This window comes from Bradyrhizobium sp. 6(2017), from assembly GCF_011058295.2.
GTDB classification, from domain to species: Bacteria; Pseudomonadota; Alphaproteobacteria; order Rhizobiales; family Xanthobacteraceae; genus Bradyrhizobium; species Bradyrhizobium septentrionale.
Map to the genome: position 1 here is coordinate 939154 of NZ_CP049289.2, position 17014 is coordinate 956167.

18 protein-coding genes are annotated in these 17014 nt (G+C 59.0%); 5 read left to right on the forward strand and 13 right to left on the reverse strand.

Annotated elements, in window-relative coordinates; genetic code table 11:
- The first annotated feature begins 9 nt into the window (after positions 1-9).
- Positions 10-444 (forward strand): hypothetical protein, encoded by a 435-nt coding sequence (locus G6P99_RS04440; protein ID WP_165127417.1) that lies wholly within the window; start codon positions 10-12, stop codon positions 442-444.
- A 407-nt stretch (positions 445-851) separates the two neighbouring features.
- On the opposite strand, the gene G6P99_RS04445 is transcribed toward G6P99_RS04440, so the two are convergent.
- The 7 genes from G6P99_RS04445 to G6P99_RS04470 all read right to left on the reverse strand — a co-directional run bounded on the left by G6P99_RS04445 (position 852) and on the right by G6P99_RS04470 (position 5116).
- A complete protein-coding gene (locus G6P99_RS04445) occupies positions 852-1166 on the reverse strand; it encodes a hypothetical protein (RefSeq protein ID WP_334261923.1) in 315 nt (104 codons plus the stop codon).
- Between the two features lie 320 nt (positions 1167-1486).
- A complete protein-coding gene (locus tag G6P99_RS04450; RefSeq protein WP_165127419.1) occupies positions 1487-2335 on the reverse strand; it encodes a Ku protein in 849 nt (282 codons plus the stop codon).
- A 327-nt stretch (positions 2336-2662) separates the two neighbouring features.
- Positions 2663-2944 (reverse strand): hypothetical protein, encoded by a 282-nt coding sequence (locus tag G6P99_RS04455; RefSeq protein ID WP_246709455.1) that lies wholly within the window; start codon positions 2942-2944, stop codon positions 2663-2665.
- 159 nt (positions 2945-3103) lie between these two features.
- Positions 3104-3328 (reverse strand): helix-turn-helix domain-containing protein, encoded by a 225-nt coding sequence (locus G6P99_RS47435; protein WP_165127421.1) that lies wholly within the window; start codon positions 3326-3328, stop codon positions 3104-3106.
- Positions 3229-3828 (reverse strand): Crp/Fnr family transcriptional regulator, encoded by a 600-nt coding sequence (locus G6P99_RS04460; protein ID WP_165123018.1) that lies wholly within the window; start codon positions 3826-3828, stop codon positions 3229-3231. The genes G6P99_RS47435 and G6P99_RS04460 overlap by 100 nt, the downstream gene beginning before the upstream one ends.
- 629 nt (positions 3829-4457) lie before the next feature.
- On the reverse strand, positions 4458-4724 hold the full coding sequence (locus G6P99_RS04465; protein ID WP_165127423.1) for a hypothetical protein: 267 nt from the start codon (positions 4722-4724) through the stop codon (positions 4458-4460).
- Positions 4725-4726: 2 nt separating this feature from the next.
- Positions 4727-5116, reverse strand: coding sequence for a hypothetical protein (locus tag G6P99_RS04470; RefSeq protein ID WP_246709457.1), 390 nt, complete (start codon positions 5114-5116; stop codon positions 4727-4729).
- Positions 5117-5637: 521 nt separating this feature from the next.
- On the opposite strand from G6P99_RS04470, the gene G6P99_RS04475 reads away from it, so the two are divergent.
- A complete protein-coding gene (locus G6P99_RS04475) occupies positions 5638-7251 on the forward strand; it encodes a PIN domain-containing protein (protein WP_165127425.1) in 1614 nt (537 codons plus the stop codon).
- 218 nt (positions 7252-7469) lie between these two features.
- Here G6P99_RS04475 and G6P99_RS04480 read toward each other — a convergent pair whose 3' ends face one another.
- The 5 genes from G6P99_RS04480 to G6P99_RS04500 all read right to left on the reverse strand — a co-directional run bounded on the left by G6P99_RS04480 (position 7470) and on the right by G6P99_RS04500 (position 13598).
- Positions 7470-7775 carry a hypothetical protein gene (locus tag G6P99_RS04480; RefSeq protein WP_165127427.1) on the reverse strand — a complete coding sequence of 102 codons (306 nt, stop codon included), beginning with the start codon at positions 7773-7775 and terminating at the stop codon, positions 7470-7472.
- A gap of 75 nt (positions 7776-7850) precedes the next feature.
- Positions 7851-8336, reverse strand: coding sequence for a hypothetical protein (locus G6P99_RS04485; protein WP_165127429.1), 486 nt, complete (start codon positions 8334-8336; stop codon positions 7851-7853).
- Between the two features lie 495 nt (positions 8337-8831).
- Complete coding sequence (locus G6P99_RS04490; RefSeq protein ID WP_165127431.1) at positions 8832-11759, reverse strand: DUF3987 domain-containing protein; 2928 nt, start codon at positions 11757-11759, stop codon at positions 8832-8834.
- A complete protein-coding gene (locus G6P99_RS04495; protein WP_165127433.1) occupies positions 11756-12052 on the reverse strand; it encodes a helix-turn-helix transcriptional regulator in 297 nt (98 codons plus the stop codon). Before G6P99_RS04495 ends, G6P99_RS04490 begins: the two co-directional genes overlap by 4 nt.
- Positions 12053-12323: 271 nt before the next feature.
- Entirely contained in the window at positions 12324-13598 is a 1275-nt protein-coding gene (locus G6P99_RS04500) for a tyrosine-type recombinase/integrase (protein WP_165127435.1), read from the reverse strand.
- Between the two features lie 281 nt (positions 13599-13879).
- Between G6P99_RS04500 and G6P99_RS04505 the strand changes: the two genes are divergently transcribed.
- Both G6P99_RS04505 and G6P99_RS04510 read left to right on the forward strand, forming a co-directional pair.
- The gene (locus tag G6P99_RS04505) at positions 13880-14359 is read left to right on the forward strand and encodes a DUF6538 domain-containing protein (protein WP_029083637.1); all 480 of its coding nucleotides are present in this window, start codon (positions 13880-13882) and stop codon (positions 14357-14359) included.
- Between the two features lie 624 nt (positions 14360-14983).
- The gene (locus G6P99_RS04510) at positions 14984-16294 is read left to right on the forward strand and encodes a glycoside hydrolase family 16 protein (RefSeq protein ID WP_165127437.1); all 1311 of its coding nucleotides are present in this window, start codon (positions 14984-14986) and stop codon (positions 16292-16294) included.
- A gap of 180 nt (positions 16295-16474) precedes the next feature.
- On the opposite strand, the gene G6P99_RS04515 is transcribed toward G6P99_RS04510, so the two are convergent.
- Complete coding sequence (locus tag G6P99_RS04515) at positions 16475-16735, reverse strand: DUF927 domain-containing protein (RefSeq protein ID WP_245284798.1); 261 nt, start codon at positions 16733-16735, stop codon at positions 16475-16477.
- Here G6P99_RS04515 and G6P99_RS04520 point away from each other — a divergent pair.
- Entirely contained in the window at positions 16664-16852 is a 189-nt protein-coding gene (locus G6P99_RS04520; RefSeq protein WP_245284799.1) for a hypothetical protein, read from the forward strand. The two genes, G6P99_RS04515 and G6P99_RS04520, sit on opposite strands and share 72 nt — an antisense overlap.
- The last annotated feature ends 162 nt before the right edge of the window (positions 16853-17014 follow it).

Genomic DNA, 17014 nt, shown 5'->3' on the forward strand with positions numbered 1-17014 from the left:
TCAATTTCCATGGGACGCTATTCGTTCTTGATCCAGATCAACGAGCGGCGCGGCAACAGCTTCAGCGTTCACGGCATGAAAATGAGACGGGATAACGATAGCCGGTTGCGCCACAATCGCACTTTCCGTGCTGATCCTAATTGTCATCCTTATGATGTAGTCGGTCGCTCCCAAGAGAGGAAAGTGAGCAATTTTGCTCAGACGAGAGCTAAGCCGTGTGCTGAGTTAGCAAACACCGGAGGATTGCTCTATCCGGGGCTAGCGCAACGCCACCAGCGTTGTGAGCCTGCCTGGGTGATGAATTGTCCCTCATATATCTGCAATTTGCCCTCCGCGCATTCTCTAGACCGGGGTGAGCGCTATGCCAGAGATTTTTTTCGCATCGGCATTGTCGTGCTGGGAGTTTGCCCGGTCGCCCTTACTGCATTTGCTTTCTTCATCTGACCACCTGGGTCGCCCGCTCCGAATGGGCTGGTAGACGGCCCCAGCAATTGCCTGCCCCCTACACAGGCCCCCAAGGTGCTGGAGCCACTCTCAACAAGAGGCCGCCTCAGTTGGTGGCCTCTTTCATGATCCCATGTCGCCTGTTGGCCCATCAGCGAAGTGGCGGTTCGTATCGAGGACGGCTGCTCTACAGGGCGCGGCGTCTCGCGAGGGCCGACGTGGAGCGTTCACAGGGGAGACCGCGGGCCAAGTATTGAGCTGCGAAACGGGTCTAATTCTGAGGTGCTGATATTATTCTGAGAAAAAGGCAACATCATCCCATGGCGAATGGCTTGCATAGGACGAACCGCGCGCACTCGGAGACCTTGTGCACGTGGAGACGTTCTTTGCGCGGAACCTGGGAGGTCTCATCCATACCCGGACTCGTGTGCCGGGCCGGCTCGGGAAGGCAACAGCCGCGCGCCGAGCATGGTCTTGCGCAGATGCAGCGGCAGCTTGCGCAGATCGTCGCCATCGAGCGCGAGGATGTCGAAGGCGTAGAGCTGCACCTCGTCGTCCTGCTTCCGGGAATGCAGGCCGTTGAAGTCGGAGACGCCGTCGATGCCGAGTAGCACAGCTTCGCCATCGATGACGAATTGCTGACAGCGGTTGCGCAGTGCGGCCTCCTCAATGATTGGAAAGCGTCCGCTCCAATCATAGCCATTGCGGGTAAAGAGGTGCACAGGCTGCCGGCGCGCTGGACAATCAGGCGGTAGCCATCGTGCTTGATTTCGTGGACCCAGTCGGGCCCGGCAGGGACGGCCGTGGCGCGAGTTGGAAGACAAGGCTCGAAAGATTAACTGCATGATCAGCCTGGCGGGCGGCCACGGCGCGGCAACCGAGGGCCAGCAATTTTGTCGGCCGCCGCACGAATAGCGCCGGCAAGTTTCATTGCTTCTGTGCGAGCTTGTCCCGGCGGAAGGGCTCGCGCCTTGGCTAGTGCGGCAATAGCTTGGGCATCAAGCTCAGATGGTGAGTGCCACTCGACCTTATCTTTCATTGCTCAACCGGCCTTGCGGCGCGGCTTGGCTGCGGCCTTTTTGGCTTTGGTCGGTTTGGCCGCCGCTTCCGCTTTGCCCGATCCCTTGATGCTCTGCTTCAGCGCGTCCATCAGGTTGAAGACATTGCTCGGCGCGGGCTTGCGGGTTGCCGCGATCGGCTGACCCTTCCGCTTCTGCTCTAGCAGCTCTTGCAGAGCCTGCTCATAATGATCTTCGAACTTGTCCGGCTCGAAATGCCCGGACTTCTGCTCTACAATATGCTTTGCAAGATCCAGCATGTCCTTCGTGATCTTCACGTCCTGAATATCGTCGAAATATTCCGCTGCGTCGCGAACCTCATAGGGATAGCGGAGCAACATGCCCATGAGCCCCTTGTCCCGCGCCTCGAGCGCGATGACGTGCTCGCGATTGGTCAGCACCACGCGGGCGAGGGCGACCTTATCGAGCGAGCGGATGGTTTCGCGAATGACGGCGTAGGCATCGTGGCCGACCTTGCCATCCGGGACGATGTAGTAGGGACGAACGAGATACAGATCGTCGATCTCGCTTCTTGGCACGAACTCGTCGATCTCGATGGTTCGGGTGGATTCCAGCGCAATGTTCTCGAGCTCGTCCTTCGTCACCTCGAGATATTGGTCGGTGTCGACCTTGTAGCCCTTGATGATGTCCTCTGACGCGACCTCTTCGCCGCTGTCGGCGTCGACCTTGAGGTACTTGATCCGGTGACCAGTCTTCTTGTTGATCTGGTTGAAGCTGATCTTGTCGGATTCAGACGTCGCCGGAAAAAGTGCGACCGGGCACGTCACAAGCGACAGCCGCAAAAAGCCCTTCCAATTGGCGCGCGGGGCCATACTCAAAACTCCACTTACACTGAATGGTATCAATATAGGACGCCGGTCGGCGATGTGGAGTCGACAAGCGCGACATTAGGCGCATCGGCCGATAGGAACCGCTCTCGCGTCCAGCACTTGCCCGGGAACCAACCCAAGGGAGGTGACCGTGCTGGGCGAGACGTCTTATCTGATGGTGTGGTTATGGTTCATTGGTGCTTGTGTGCTCGGCGCCGCGCTCGTCTACGGCGTCATGCGAGCAGGGCGGCTGCGACGGAGTGAGCGAGCACGCCTGGACCAAAACACGGCGCGGACTCAGCGGGCGGAAGACCCGCACAAACGTCCATTTTAGGATCTAGCAGTCCGGACAGCATCGCCGATCCCGCGCAAGACGTCCTCGATCGCGGCCAGACACTGCTCGGGGGTGGCGCCGGGGAACGGGTGGTTCCAAGCTGTCTCTCGGGCGCGGTTCCTGGCGTCCGGATCGCTGCGGTCGAGCACGTGGCCGTGGTGTTCGCACTCGCGAACGGCATGGTGTTCGATCAGCGTGCCCAGCGCCCAGCCTTCGAGGCTGCGATAAGCGGGGCGGCTGGCCTGTAGCGGCAGGCGGCGTTGTACGTTGCTCTTCATGATGTGGTCTCGGATCAATCGACACCACCATTTATGCACCTCGGTCAAATCGGCCTTGGCACCCGGCTAGTTGTGCCCGCTATTGTCTCCTCGTTCCGCGCGCTCGGAGGATAAACCATCTCAGTGGCGCCATACGCGGCCCGGACTGTTCGGCCTCCCTTAGGGCTTCGCCAGACTGTCTTCCTGGTGGAGATAGTCGGGCTCAAATTCAGCCAACGCCTCCAGTTCCGCGCGGTCGTGAATCTCCACGGTTCGGGCCCGCCATGAGATCAGGCCGCGGCGTCTTAACTGCTGTACGGTGCGATTGATGTGCACGACCGACAGGCTGCAAGCATCAGCAAGGTTGGCTTGCGTGAAGGGGACGCGAAACGTGTTGTTATCCACCAGCCCCAAATTTCCAGCCGGGTGGCAAGTTCGCACAGGAAGTGAGCCACCCTGGCGCTCGCATCTCGCGCACCGACATTGGCAACCCATTCCCGATAGATCGACGCGTCGATCAGGGTATCGCGCCAGAAGGCATTCGTCAGCGCGTAGGACCGTTGCAGCATGACCCGCAGGTTTGCAAGCGAGATCACCGCGGCCGTTGTCGGGCCGGCGCTCACCAGTTCATGATCCATGATAGGAAACTGGAGTGCGTGCAGGTCGGGGATATCGCCCGGTACATAGACCGCCAGGATCTGGTTTTTCCCTGCGACAATTTTCTGCCGGATCGCGAAGCCATCAACAAGGAGGGTGCAGAAAGCGGCCCTGTCGCCCCCTCGTACCATCACCTCCCGGTCGGCAAACGACCGAATGGTCTTCGGCACTGCGCTTAGCAGGTTTCGGTCGGCCGCCGAGAGGCCGACTGCGGCTTGCAAGCGATCAGAAATTTTTCGATGTGGCATTGCCTGCCGCCTGATCTGCAACCGGAACTAGCACAGATCAGGGTAGTTGTCGCCGCTTCCGCCCGCGAACGGTGGGCCTTGCGACCAAAGTCTAGGCTCTGCCGCGCGTTGGAGGGCATGCCGTTCCAAAACAGGCAATTGCACAGGAACGATTTAGGGTCCGGGAAATTGGACAGTCCGGTGAATGCACATGATCCTGCCAAGCCGGTCCATTCACCTAAAGTCCCAGCGCTTTCCCCGAGCGCTGGGATTTGTCTTTGCGCCCTACTAAATGCCAACCCGCCTTATGTTCACTTCTGAACAGAACGCCGAACGGAAACGTTTTATCATTCGGATAGCTCAAACCCAACGGTTAGGACCCGTAAGACGAGGTGTGCCATGAAGCGGCGACGACGTTTCAAGCAGACTATGTCCCTCGGAGAGCGCCTTGCCCACGAAGCTCAAGAATTACGGCAACGTGCAAAAGGGCTTCCCCCATGTGGAGAGCGGGAGGCATTGCTGAGGAAGGCGCGGCAGGACGAAATAGCCGCCCATTTGACCGAGTGGCTAACGTCCCCAGGACTGAAACCGGCCAGCTAGGAAAGGAACGCTCATGAAAAGTCGAAGGACGCCTCAGTAGGCCGCATCTCTCACGCGAGCAGGTCGCTCCCCGCGTGCAGGATCTTAACGCAGGTCCCGCTCTCGTGGTATTCGAGCCAGCCCTTGTCTATCGCGTATCGTACACCCGCCCAGTATTCAGCAGGTGAGGCTTTATCGAGGTAAAGCAAGGGCCAGCTGATCTTCTCGATGTAAATCCTGCCGTCCTGAAGGGGTTCGAATTCTCGAGCGCGCTGCATGATCCGGCGGCCAACTTTCTCCGGATCTGCCCAGGGGCGCTCCTCCTTCATTTTTGTCATCGTTACCGCTCTCCCGGCCACCAGGTCGACGGAGGGTGTATGGCGGAGATTTTGTTCGTCCGCAATGCCACGAGATGGCTGCGCTTGAAGGGGCGACCTTGCTGGCGTGAGCAATCCTTGCACCGCATGTAGCGCTCAAGCTCGTGGATGGGCGTCCACTTCGGCCGCCGCACGATATCGAGCGCGACGGTCTGATGCGTCTCGCAGCCGAGGCACTTCACTTCGAGGTAGCGGTAGCCGGCGTTGAGAGCATCACCGAGGGCCGGGGACGGCTGGGCAGACCCCTGAAAGGCGAGCATGCGGGCGTTCCAAGCTTGGCAAGCTACGGCATCGGCCTCAAGCCGGGCTTCCTTGGCCCGCTCGGCGAGTTGCCGGACGGTGGCGCCGAACATTTATTCACGCGACTTCGAGCCCATGCAGCTTAGAAAGCAGGAGTTCAGTGGCGCGGCAAATTATCAACCTGTTGAGGCGCGGAACAGGAGAGGGCTACTGCGCATCGTGGGTGTGGACAGGAACGCCAAAGTTGGCCGAAATGGCCCGCATGCTGGCACGCCATTCAAGGGGCTATCCGTTGTGTGGTTGAGCCTTGGTGGTGTCGTCGGGCAACGTCGTCGCCAGGGCTCTCACCGCCCCCATGACTAGCCCTTCCATCGGAGGGAAATAGTACCTGGGCATTCTACCTCCGGAGGATCGCAGCAGCACGCGGGGTCGGAATACGATCCGCGCGTGTCCGTCTTCTCGCCTCCGCCGTAGAACGAAGGCCGGCACCAAGCGACGTCGAAGCAGCTCCGAACCCTCGAAGCGAGGATTTCTGGTAAGCCCAGCTGAACCGGGCAAATCGAGCTGGCGACTAAGTTAGTGGTCAGTCTTTCTTGGAATGAGGAATCCCACGTCGTACTGGGAGCCATGGAACATGACCATCCTTCTGGACAAGAACGTGATCACGAATGTTGCGCGGGGTGACGTAGCCACTGCCGAGGCCCTGAAACGAATTCTCGCGTCGGGAGAACATGTCTACATCGCCCATGCTGCATATAACGAACTCGTGCGGGATTCTCCGATCCATCTGCGCATGAGCTATGAAATGTTACTCAAGGACCTGCACATCACAACGCCCCCAGCGGGGGCCTCCAGCATCAAAGATCGGGGAGATTTTCACGCTGATAACATCACTCATGTGCCGGCGAGAGGAAAACCGGGCCAAATTAGGGAATATGGGAGACGAGACAGCACAACGCCTGGCGACGCTTTCGTCGCGGCAGAAGCAAAGGCCCTAAACGCGCGCCTGTGGACCCTTGATGAAAATTTGGCCAAACGAGCCCAGAACCTCGGGGTTACCAACCTCGGGGGCGTTTCCGGAATTAAGAGTCGGAACAATCCCGAAAGTATCGCGCAAGCCCGGAAACTGATGGGATTGAAGCCGTTGAGCATGTTGCAGAGCTCGGTTAAACCAAGCAAAGACGGCTCTAGTCCTCCATCCGGCGGCACAACAAAGGCGACTAGCAGCAAGGGCGGCTCCGCGAGTCCGCCATCAAGCGGCGCTACAACGACCAGCAAAGGCGGCGGGGCATCCGGAGCTAAAACAAAAATAACAACCGCTGAGGTTGGGCCACCGATAGAACCCGTGCAGGAGCACGGCCCTAGCGCAAGCGGGGACGCCAAATTCCAGGCGGCCACCTTAATGTTCGATGGCGTGAATTTCGTACTGCAAAAGATCAACGACCGGATCCAGCGACAGCGCTTTGAGGCCGAGTGGTCACGTTTGGCGCCCGAAGTAAGGCGGCGGCTCGACGCAGACCCTCAACTTGGCGCCATTGTGTTGATTTCCTATTGGAAGGACCAGGGCGATGTTAACAGTGCTATCGATACAGTTGCGGTCTTTCAGAACATTCAAGTGGGCTATGGCCTGACGCCTGATGACGCCCGGCGCGATGCATATTCGCAGAGCAGCCGCTGGACTGGCGGGTTCACGAATGTGGGCGACCAGATCTGGCTCAAACCAAAGGCGCCGCCGGACATCAAGAGACTGAAGCTTCCGTTCGACTGCACCATCGCCGGACTGGCCACCTTCGTTCCCGGAAAGGAAAAGCTTGTGCGAGTCAAATTCAGCGGAAAGGCGGGGTTCGACGATAAAATGCACAGCAGAGAGGTATTGAGTGTTCCAGCGGGGATGACACCGCGGTTTTTCTATCTCTGGCCGCCGGACAAGATCCGCTATTTTCAGGAAAGATGGATAACGCTGGAGGTGGATTGGGAGATGTCCAACGATGCTGACGTCCGCTACGGGGACGTCGACCCCTTTTCCAGCGGCGTGCCAGTGGTCAAACTGGACTCATGGTACAACCCGTACAATGCCACCGCGGCAATGGTTTGGCCTGCCGACAACAGCACCGCGAATCTGTTCCAGACCGCCGGGAAAACCCAAGACAATTTGGCTCTGCTCAGTGTTCAGATGATAGGGCCGTTGCGATGGGTCAGGCCAGAGTTCATCCGTATTCTCAAAGCTCCTTTCGATTCCAGTCCTTAAGGCCCGCATTACACGGTGCCGGGACACCAGGGATCCGTTTTCTGCCTCGCCGTTGCCCGGTCAGCGAAAAGCTATGGCGACAATCAAACATAACGCGCTGGTACGTGCGATCGATGATCTAGCCGATCGAGCGCGGAGAGAATCCTAGGTAAGAAGCGCCATGCAGGTGGAGAGGTGACCCCGGTAGGGTTAAACCTTGGTCGCCGTGCTTGGCCAACTTATGAAACGGCGCGACCATCACGGACGTAGCCACGAACCTGCTCCTTGTAGCCGCCTCGCGTGAAGTCGCGCACGCGAACGGCGGTCCAGCCGAGTTCAGCCATCAAGGTCGCAAGGTGCCGATAATTACCTGCAGTACGCTGGCGTTGAGACACCTCTAAGATGTCCATCAGCGTCTGCGTGCTGATCCGCTCCAGGCCATCAAAGCCTGTCTTGCCGCGCACGCGCTCCAGTCGGAGGCGCCACGAGTCTACGGGTTGCGCGGCTTCGGCTGCAGCGGCTTTCATTTTTTCTAGGAATGACACCTTGTTACCTCCCGTCGCAACGCTTTCGTCTTTAACGACCTGCGTTCCGCGCGATGATACTCCGCCCAGGACTCCTCACACTCCTTTGGGTGCCCAGTACGCGCCCGGCGTCATGCCGGCAAGCGGGCAAGGTGGATACCTTTTGATGAGGTGCGGATCTTGACTGACCCTGCGCTGTAGGTCCCAAAGCCCGGTGTCGATCGCCGTCAATCCGCGTGCGAAGTCTTCAAACGACGGATGATTGTGCATCCTCCAATCTCGGAAGCTTAGTGATCGGGCGTAGAAACCGACGAGTATCTTCAAGCCGAAGTCGTGTCTCATCTCTTCCCACTCCCATGCCTTCAACGGCAGAGGAGGAGCGCCCCGGGGACCGTACAAAGCGAACCATTCCTGCGCCAGCAGTGCTTTCTCCGCGGCGCACCTTTGGTAGGCGATGCTGTCTACACCGGTTTCACCTTTTACAAACCTGCCGCCAGTGACCGGGTTGTCGCACACCCGTCCATTGGGCCTTCTTGGTACATCCTGAAATAACGCGTCGACCTTGTCTTTGATGAGTGTCATCGTCGTCCCTCTCTGTTTGCAGTTGGGGCTGATAGAGCGAACGGCGTTTAGGCTTCGTTGTTGATAGCGGCCAATGACGATCGCGAAAGCGCAACCGGGGTCAGCTCATTTGTCTCGACGGAGAAGTAGCTAATTAGCTGAATTTGTTGGTTGCATTCGGGGCATTTCGGGACCGATAGCCTTGTTACCTGCCAGACCCGCCGACTATCCCACTCCAACTTCTGACATTTCTGACAAGTCAGTGTCAGAAATGTCAGAAAAATCGTCTCCACAAGGATCGATTTCCGCGTGATTTGGGCCGCCAGTACTTAGCTGAACGCCTGTCGTCCGCCTTAACTGAGTGAAACTGACTGGTGGCGGCAGGGACAGCTTGTTTTTCTGACAATTCTCCTTGCGCGTGCGAGACATAAATTTCTTTGGGTCTCTCCCCTTATTAGTAAATATACGGGCTCTGCCGGACACTAGGAGGACAAAGGCCGGACTACGGCAGATTTGTCAGAGCGCCCTCCCGGAGCCGTAAGTTCCGCCCGCTTTAAGTATTCTGTGGGCCTCTGCTCGCGCGGTCCGCGCCTGCTCGCGACGCTGCTGAAAATATTCGCGCAGCCCCGTCGCAACGTGCCACGCCTTGATGGGGGTACCTGGTTTACCTTCTTCGGGGTCAAGCCAACCCATTGCGCAAAGGCGTCCAGCCCACTCCTTTATTCGATGATCAGGTTCCCCCCTGAGGGACCTGACGCCTGCCGTGAAGTCGGATGGACGAAGGCGATCCTTGTCAGTCGAGAGAACAAAGTCTGCAAGGTCGCGGAGCTTATGTCGTTCTCTCCCGCCGTTGACGACGCCATCGTAGAAGCCAAAAAGGTGCGGCAGCAAAAATTGCCGGATCAGCTTATCCGCCTGCTTGGCGGTGTCGCGCGCGATTGCCTGAGACCAGTTGACGCCTCCGGACAGGGAGTTGTCTGGCTCCAATCCAAACAACTGCTGAACCCGCGCCGCGTCTTCAGGTGTAAAGGTGTCGTTGTCTCCATGCTCAGTTGGGTCGTGGATTTTCGTGACCTGGAGAACTAAACACAACCGCCCGAAATACCCCTTCAGCTTTCCAATGGCCGCGATCAGCGGGGCCGGGAAGCCATCGACCTTCTCGAGATCGTGAAGACGGTGCAGCATGTCGTCACGAACCTCGCACGCGTCTTCTTCAAATTTGAACTGCTGCGCCGGTGCCGCATTGATTGATCGGATCAGTTGTTCGTAATCGCTTGCTGCGGCAGCGACGGATGTATAGGTGTCGGGCAGGCCGGATGACTTCATCAAGACTGCTAAAAATCGTTGCAGCAGTCCATCATCGGTTAAGTCTCCGATTTTTGTGAGCTTATCGGGCTGAATGCCGCCCAAGATGCTGAGGGCGAGGTTGTCGATGCATATTTCTGCGCTGAGATCGTCTTTCCCCTTACCTACGCGGTCCTTGGTAAAAGTGGAGCCATTCCAAGCCTGCAAATAGAACGGCCGCGATGAGCCGGAGCTATATCGCTCAAAACTTTCGATCCATCCGGCAACTTCGTCTTGCACCATCAAAGAGCCGCAGGGCGCTCGCGAGAGTATCTCGGCAACCTTTTCGGGTGTGGCGTCGTTGATAACGCATCGTGGAGGGGCCGCCGGGACTGCGATCTTCTTCTTATCTTGAAGCCATCCCGCGTATTGCTTTTTGTAGAGTTTGCCTCTCTCCTGGTCGATACGGCGGAGTGGGCGTGTGGTCTTATCAATGATAGGCGACTTCAACGAGGACGGGAGCCCGACCAGAAGCACCCAAATAATCGGCTTTTCCCACCAATCATCACCAAGTCGGACGGTTGTTTCGGCGTTCATTGCGCCAGAAATAGCGGCCAATGATGCCGTAGCCACGGCCGAACGATCAGCTCCGAGCGCCGTCGCAGTTGCATCCACGAACTTACGGAGCTTCGGACTAAGAACCTCGAGCGGGAAGGGAGGGCCCACGAACTCCTCATAGGGGTCTGCGAAATCTTGCTCTGGGGTTCTTACCGTGGCGGTAACCACTGGCCGGATGTTCAGTGGGGACTTCCCCTTAGCAAAGTGTGGACACGTTACGCACGACTTACAGCCGGTGCCCTCGATAGCCCGGCAACTTGGATATCCGACCCCTCGCTCTCTATCAGCTAACTTGCGTTCGTAGAGCGCCTGTGTGTCAGCCGGGGTATAGGTGCCATGCCCCTTAGAGACTTTGTGCGCAATGGAATTGCCGTTCTCCATGAATGCCGTGCACAGCACGGACAAATTCCACTTGGGATTATCGTAGTCGCGCCCGCCGGTGCGCAGAGCCTCGCGCAGGAAAGCGCAGCCCTCTTTGCCGAAGATTGGACGGGGGTCCACGAGGTGTGCTTCCTGTGGCGTGCAGCCGTCCTGCGGTGATGCGTCTTGCACGTTCAGCGTGCTGAATGCTGGGTCTGGCGCGTCGAAAGTGCCGCCGCCTCCTGGCTCGGTGGCCGGCACGATTATGTCGCGCGACAGTCTGGGCTTGCTTACCGTGGCGGTAACAGCGGTCGACACCTGCGTCAGAAACGCGAGGTCTTTGGCGAACTCGTAGGCTTGACCAACCTGAAGCAACTCAACCCGACGAGGCGGATCGTATTTATGATTGAGCGTACCAGGCACGCGCAGAATGCGCGCTGCGTCTGTGGTGAGACCGGTGTCGCACTTGATGCCCTCTCGCAACAGGAGCGCCTTCAGCCCCTCGGCGTAGGGACGCCACTCGTGCACCGACAAGGGCGTGTCTGATATCCAGTAGACGTGCAGGCCGCCACCAGAGTTGACGACCATCGACGGTGGTGGAAGGCCAACACGTTGGCGGAAGGCCTTAAGCGCGTCGAACGCCTCCGTCAGGGCATGGTAGTGCTTCGCGTCCCCGGGCTTGACGTCGCAGTCGATCCAGATCGCCTTGAGGGCTGTCGCGTTCGCCGCCTTACGCACAGCCTTTCGCTTGCCGTCGGCCTTGGTGAGGCAGTCGCTCTGTTGCGACATGCAGACCCACACGTTGAAGAAGTCGGCAGTGCTCTCGACCCAGCTGGCGCGATTGAGGACTTCGTCGACGGTCTTGAAGGGCCAGCCGGCGACCCACGGCTTGCCGCCGTTCTTCGCCGGAGTGGTGTTCTTGACGTTGACGTGCATGTTGATCCAGCCGGGAGCTTGATCGCTCTCCGGCCAGACCAGCACGTTCTCCAGGAACTTGCGGCTTTCGTCGGCAGTCGACGCGATGGGCGGCAGCGCAATTTGCGGCTGGTTGGGATTTGTTCCCATGGCGGTAACGTTGTCAGCCGGGATTGCTGGCGGAAGCCTGTTACCGTCCACGGTAACTGCACCACGGGCGTCTACATTATCCCTCGGGGCTGAGCGGACGACGGCATGTAGGGTCATGCAGCGTTCCCGTTTTCAGCTGCCGGTGGGCATTGTTCCAAACCCAATGACGAATTGGGTATACTGGGCCGCGCGGTGAACTCCCCGACCCGGTTGATGGTGCGGACCGAAAGCCACGCCTCAATAGCGGATTTCCGGTAGCCGATGCGGCGCGCGCTCAGTTGTACAAAGGCTGGACCGGAGCCTTTTGAACGCATCCGTTGCAAGCTCGGCATCGATATGCCGAGCCAGTTGGAGACCTGCTTCTCTGTAAAAAGTGCCTCCGGTGCTTCGTCTCCTCGACCGACGATCATTGACGCCTCCCTACAAGGTTGTGGAGGTCTATAAAAAGGTCACGATTGCTTGTGAGTTCGTTTACTGAGCTCTCGATGGCGCCGGCTGTCCGCGATAGGAAATTGAGCATCAGCCCGCTTCGCCCTAGCGAACGAAAGCCTCGGCGCCCGCGGCGTAGTGGTGATGCGGTAATTGGCTCGCTAGATGAAGTAGAAGTTCGAATTCGCCTCGCGCGTTGCGAGAAGCGCAGCGACGTTGGTCTGGTTGCTCGACGCCGTCAATAGTTGCCGGTTACTCAATGGGGGGCTGCAGTATTCCAGCAACAATTTCGTGCCACCGCTGCAAAGCAGTCCTTTTGGCTTCGCGGAATGAGGCCCGGTTATAGACCGCGGCAACACCCTGTTGCTTGTGTGCAAGCAGGGCTTCGATCACGATGGGGTCTATACCAGCGTCATGAAGCCACGTCGAAAAGGTCCGGCGCAGGTCGTGGAGTACCCAAGGCGGCATATTCAAGTTGGAATTTGAGAGCGAAGCGTCGAGCTTCTTTTTGCCTTGGCTGAAGCCAGAGAAGCCGGTCCCCCGCTTGCCAAACACGCATCCCGTTGCATTCTCCGGACGTGGTGGCAAGATGCCGGCAATCATGGTTACGAGCGGGATTTCGTGAGCGAGTTTGCCCTTCATGCGGTCGGCACCGATCACGAGCGTGTCGGTCAGGACCTCGCTCCATCGCAGGCCCGCGATCTCTTCGCGGCGGCATCCCGTGAGAAGGCACAATCTCACAATGCGACCGTAGTCATCGCCGGCGCTTGTCGTACTCCAGATGGCACGAATTTCCGCCTCATTGAGCGCGCGATCGCGGGTGCGTTTGGGGTTCTGGATTGTAAATGTTACCGGGTTGGCATCCCCGTCGACGCGCCCCGTCCTAAGTCCCCAGCTCCACAGAGCGCTCAGCGCTGCCCTTACGTGGTTAGCGGCTATCGGGCCTGACTTCTTCGAGATGCGTTCCAGCACTTCGGATATGTCGCGTCGGCGGACGGCCTCCACTCGGTCGTGATGAAGGCATGCGGCATGCCTGCGGAGATTTCGTTCTGTCTCTGTGAAAGAACGAGGTCGAAGGCGGGTCTTGGCCTGGGACAAATAGGCTTCGATCAAATCCAACACGGTGCCGGCGTTCCGCTTAGCCTTGCGTTCGACCGATGGGTTTGCGCCACGGGTGATACTTGCGGCCTTGTGCCGGGCCTCTTCTCGCGCCTCGTCCAGTCCAACTACAGAGACATCACCGAGCGCGATCCGCCGCGTTCGGCCATGCTCGTCCCTATACTGGAAAACCCAGGACCGTCTTTTTGAACTAAGGGCTCGTATACCCAGGCCACGGCAGCCCGCATCCCAGAAGAGCTTTTCGGCCAATCCCGGTGGGCAGCACATCTTGCGGACATTCGCCTTTGTGAACGTGGTGCGGCGTGTCGCGTGGGTTTGCTTTGCAGTTAGCGGCGAGACCACTTCCGCCGATGGAAGCAATGTGGAAGCGGAACTCGCTTGAGAAGCAGATGACGCGTGATGGCTCATGAGTGCTCTTGGTGCCAATGTGCTGAAGGTGTCTCATTAGAAAATGGTGTGGTACAAGTGCATGGCAAGTCTTGTGATGGCTCTCGATCGCAATTGAGTTAACGTGACCGGAGAGCTAAAAGTGCCCAGCACTAACTACGAATCTGAGGGTCGGACGTTCGAATCGTTCCGGGCGCGCCACTCACGCAAGTTCCCATTGAAAATCAAGAACTAACGCAGATACAAGCGTTTAGCTGCCGCGTGGTGGTCACAAGCGGTAGTGCTAAATCGTGCGCGTGTTGATGGGCGTTATCAAGGATAGGCACGGAACGTACTGTGCCACGGTGCCAGAGAAGCCCAAGGGACTGCAGGCTGCGGTTGCGCGCGAGCTGAACAACGGCAAGGCCGCGCAGAAACACCTGAAGCGTTCGCTGGGCACCAAGGACCTCCGAGAGGCCAACATACGCGCCAAGCCCGTGTTGGCAGAATTTGACCGCATCATCGCCAAGGCAAAGGCGCGCCTCGCAGCCGCCATCATGCCGACGATCAAGCGCACCAGCCTGAATGACACCGAGATCAAGCGCATGGCCGAGTACGTGTACGCCAAGGCGCTGGCTTGGGACGAGCGTGTTCGCTTTGGCGGTCGAGATGAGATGGAGCGTCTTGAGGCTGAACACCTGCGTCTCGAAGGTACGCCTTTGGGTCCTTGGGCGGTCCCGTACGAGCAGTGGCCGCAGCGTGGCGTGCCTCGGTCAGTGTTCGAAGATATCATCGCTGGCTGATCTATCGATGCCGCGTCGCTCTCGACGGCGTCGGCCGACGCCAAAAGTCGCCCGGCTGACGACGTCTGCCGGCACTCGTTTCGTCCGCGTTCTTAGCGAGAAGCGGCTTCCCCCAGTTATGTGCCTTGATCGCAATTACAACGAAACGATCGACGTAATTCGCGACCTTCAACTCCGTGCTTCTCAACGGGCCGCTGGCCGCTTGCTTCGGCCCACGGGTAGAAGAAACGGAAGGATCGGTTGGGTCAAAACGCCACGGACTTCAGCACTATCAACTCCATATCAGCCGGGGCGGCCCTCATGCTCGCCGCCGGCTATGATCGATTGAGCCGGGTCAGTCGCCTACGCACCTCGTCCAATTGTCGCCATGCTACCTTATTTTTTTCGCCATACTCCCTCACTAGCCAAGCTAGTCTGGCAGTGGGGGGCGTACCTTCAAATCTCCACTGCGTTGAAATCCGCCCGCATCACCCGCTGCGGGCACGGGGTCCGTCGCGCAATTCGCGACGCTGGAATGGTCGCGCAATTCGCGGCAGTGGAATGGTCGCGCGGTTCGCGGCAGTGGAATGGTCGCGCGGTTCGCGACGGTGGAATTCTCGGTTCAATCCTCGGAAGGAACATGGAATGGCCCTTGCCGCGCCAGCAGGCTTTACGTCGAGCAATCTCGTCTATCAGGATAGCTTTTCCAGTTCGCTAGACAGCGACTGGCACACCTACATCACGAGCCGCGCCGCCAACGGTTGGGCGTGGAATAGCTATGGATCGGGTGGAAGCGGGCCGGGCGGCCCGTACGATGCCGACTACGACATGCCGAGCCAGGTGACCGTGACCAACGGTCTGCTGAACCTCACAGCGGCCAAGCAGACCGTCACCGGCATGAATCAGGGCTCGGTGCAGTCGTTTCCGATTACGTCGGGCGCCGTCAGCAGCTACGGCAACTTCGAGTTTAACGGCGGTTACCTTCAGATCAGCATGAAGGCGCCGAGCGGCAATGGTGCGTGGCCAGGGCTTTGGCTGATGCCCGGCGCGGGCTCGAGCAGCGGCGACAATTTCGAGATCGATATCCAGGAGGGGGGATATACCGGCTCGGGACCGGCAAACCAGGCCTTCTCCTGGCATCTTCACTCGCCGTCAGGGACGGTCGGCGGTGTTGTCGACACCGGCGTCGATCTCACGGCCGGCTTCCATACCTACGGCATCAATTGGGTGCCCGGCCAATCGATCACCTGGTACCTCGACGGAAGACAGATCGCGACGGTGACCAGCGCGCAGGTGCAGATTCCGAACCAGCCGATGCAGCTGATCATGAGCAATCAGGTCGCGAATTCAAACGCGGCCGGCTGGCATACTGCGCTTGATGGCTCTACCCCCTCGACGATGCAGATGCAGATCGACGAGATCCAGCTCTATCGATTGCCCGGCAGCGCCGGCTCCGTTACTGGCGCGAGGGTCGACACCTCCTCGCCGGTCACGCCACCGTCCCAGCCGACCACGACGTCCACGGACACGACCGCTACCTCAACTACCACTCCGACCACTGTTGTCACGCCGACTGCAACCTCGGACACGACTTCGCCGAGTACCGCGGCAGTCGACCCGGGAACGGCTACTACAACGACCGTCCCCAGCCTCCTAAGCGCCATGGGACTGGCTTCACCGTCCGGCTGGTCGGCCAGCACGACCGGCGCAAGCACTGGAAGCTGGGCAAACCAAGATTTTGCGCAACCGAGCTCGTTGGCAGACCCCGCACGGCAGACGGCCTCTTGGTCTGGAGATCAGGGCACGGCGGCGGCGTCTCAGGCAAGCAACAGCTTTGCGTTGCTGAACCAGTATCTGACCAGTAGCTCCGGTCGGGTCGATGGGGGTTCGATCGCTGTAGCGATGAGCGGCGCCGCCTGGGCACAGGACTCGTTCCTGACCAAACCTCAGAGCTAGTGCGTTAGCGGGCCTCACGCGGGGGGCTGGCCCTTCAAGGGGCAATCCGTTGTGTGGTGAGCCTTGGCGTGTGTCGTCCGGCAACGTCGTCGCCAAGGCTCTCACTCCCCGTGCTGGCGTCATGGTTTTCTAACGAGCGCCTGCAGCAGTCCGCCAACTTCTGGAGCTGCATGTCTTTAACTATTCCGTCTGAGCCGGGCCTAAACAGTGCCGCTTGTTCCCGCTGGCATAGCACGCAACATTCTGCTGCCAACTCGCCAAGGTGCCAGACCGGCGGAAGAAGTGTTCATGAGCGGTCACGCTCTGCAATAGCAGAGTGTCGCGACGGCCGACGCCGAAACAGTCGTCCGGCATCACGAACGAATTGCTATGCCAGCCAACTCGCTGCGTAGCTCGCGCTCGGTTTGGGCTTTTCACCTGAATCAGGAAGCTATTGAACAGGCCGCGCGCGGTTTGGCTCGGCGCGATAAAAAATCCGCCGTCCATGAGGAGCTGACGCGCGATTCGACATCGGCCGAAGTGAATCACGATCAATTCCCTGACTGTCCGACGGTGTGACCTGTGTCTTTGTTTCCGTTTGTTTCCCCTGCGGATAGCAACTTCACGGCATCGCTAACCGCACACGGCTCGACGCGGCGGTGGCGCAGTGGAAGCCTGACGCCTAGCCCCGGAGGAAATACATCCGCATTGCTCGATCGCGGCTCTGCCTGTCCCGCTACG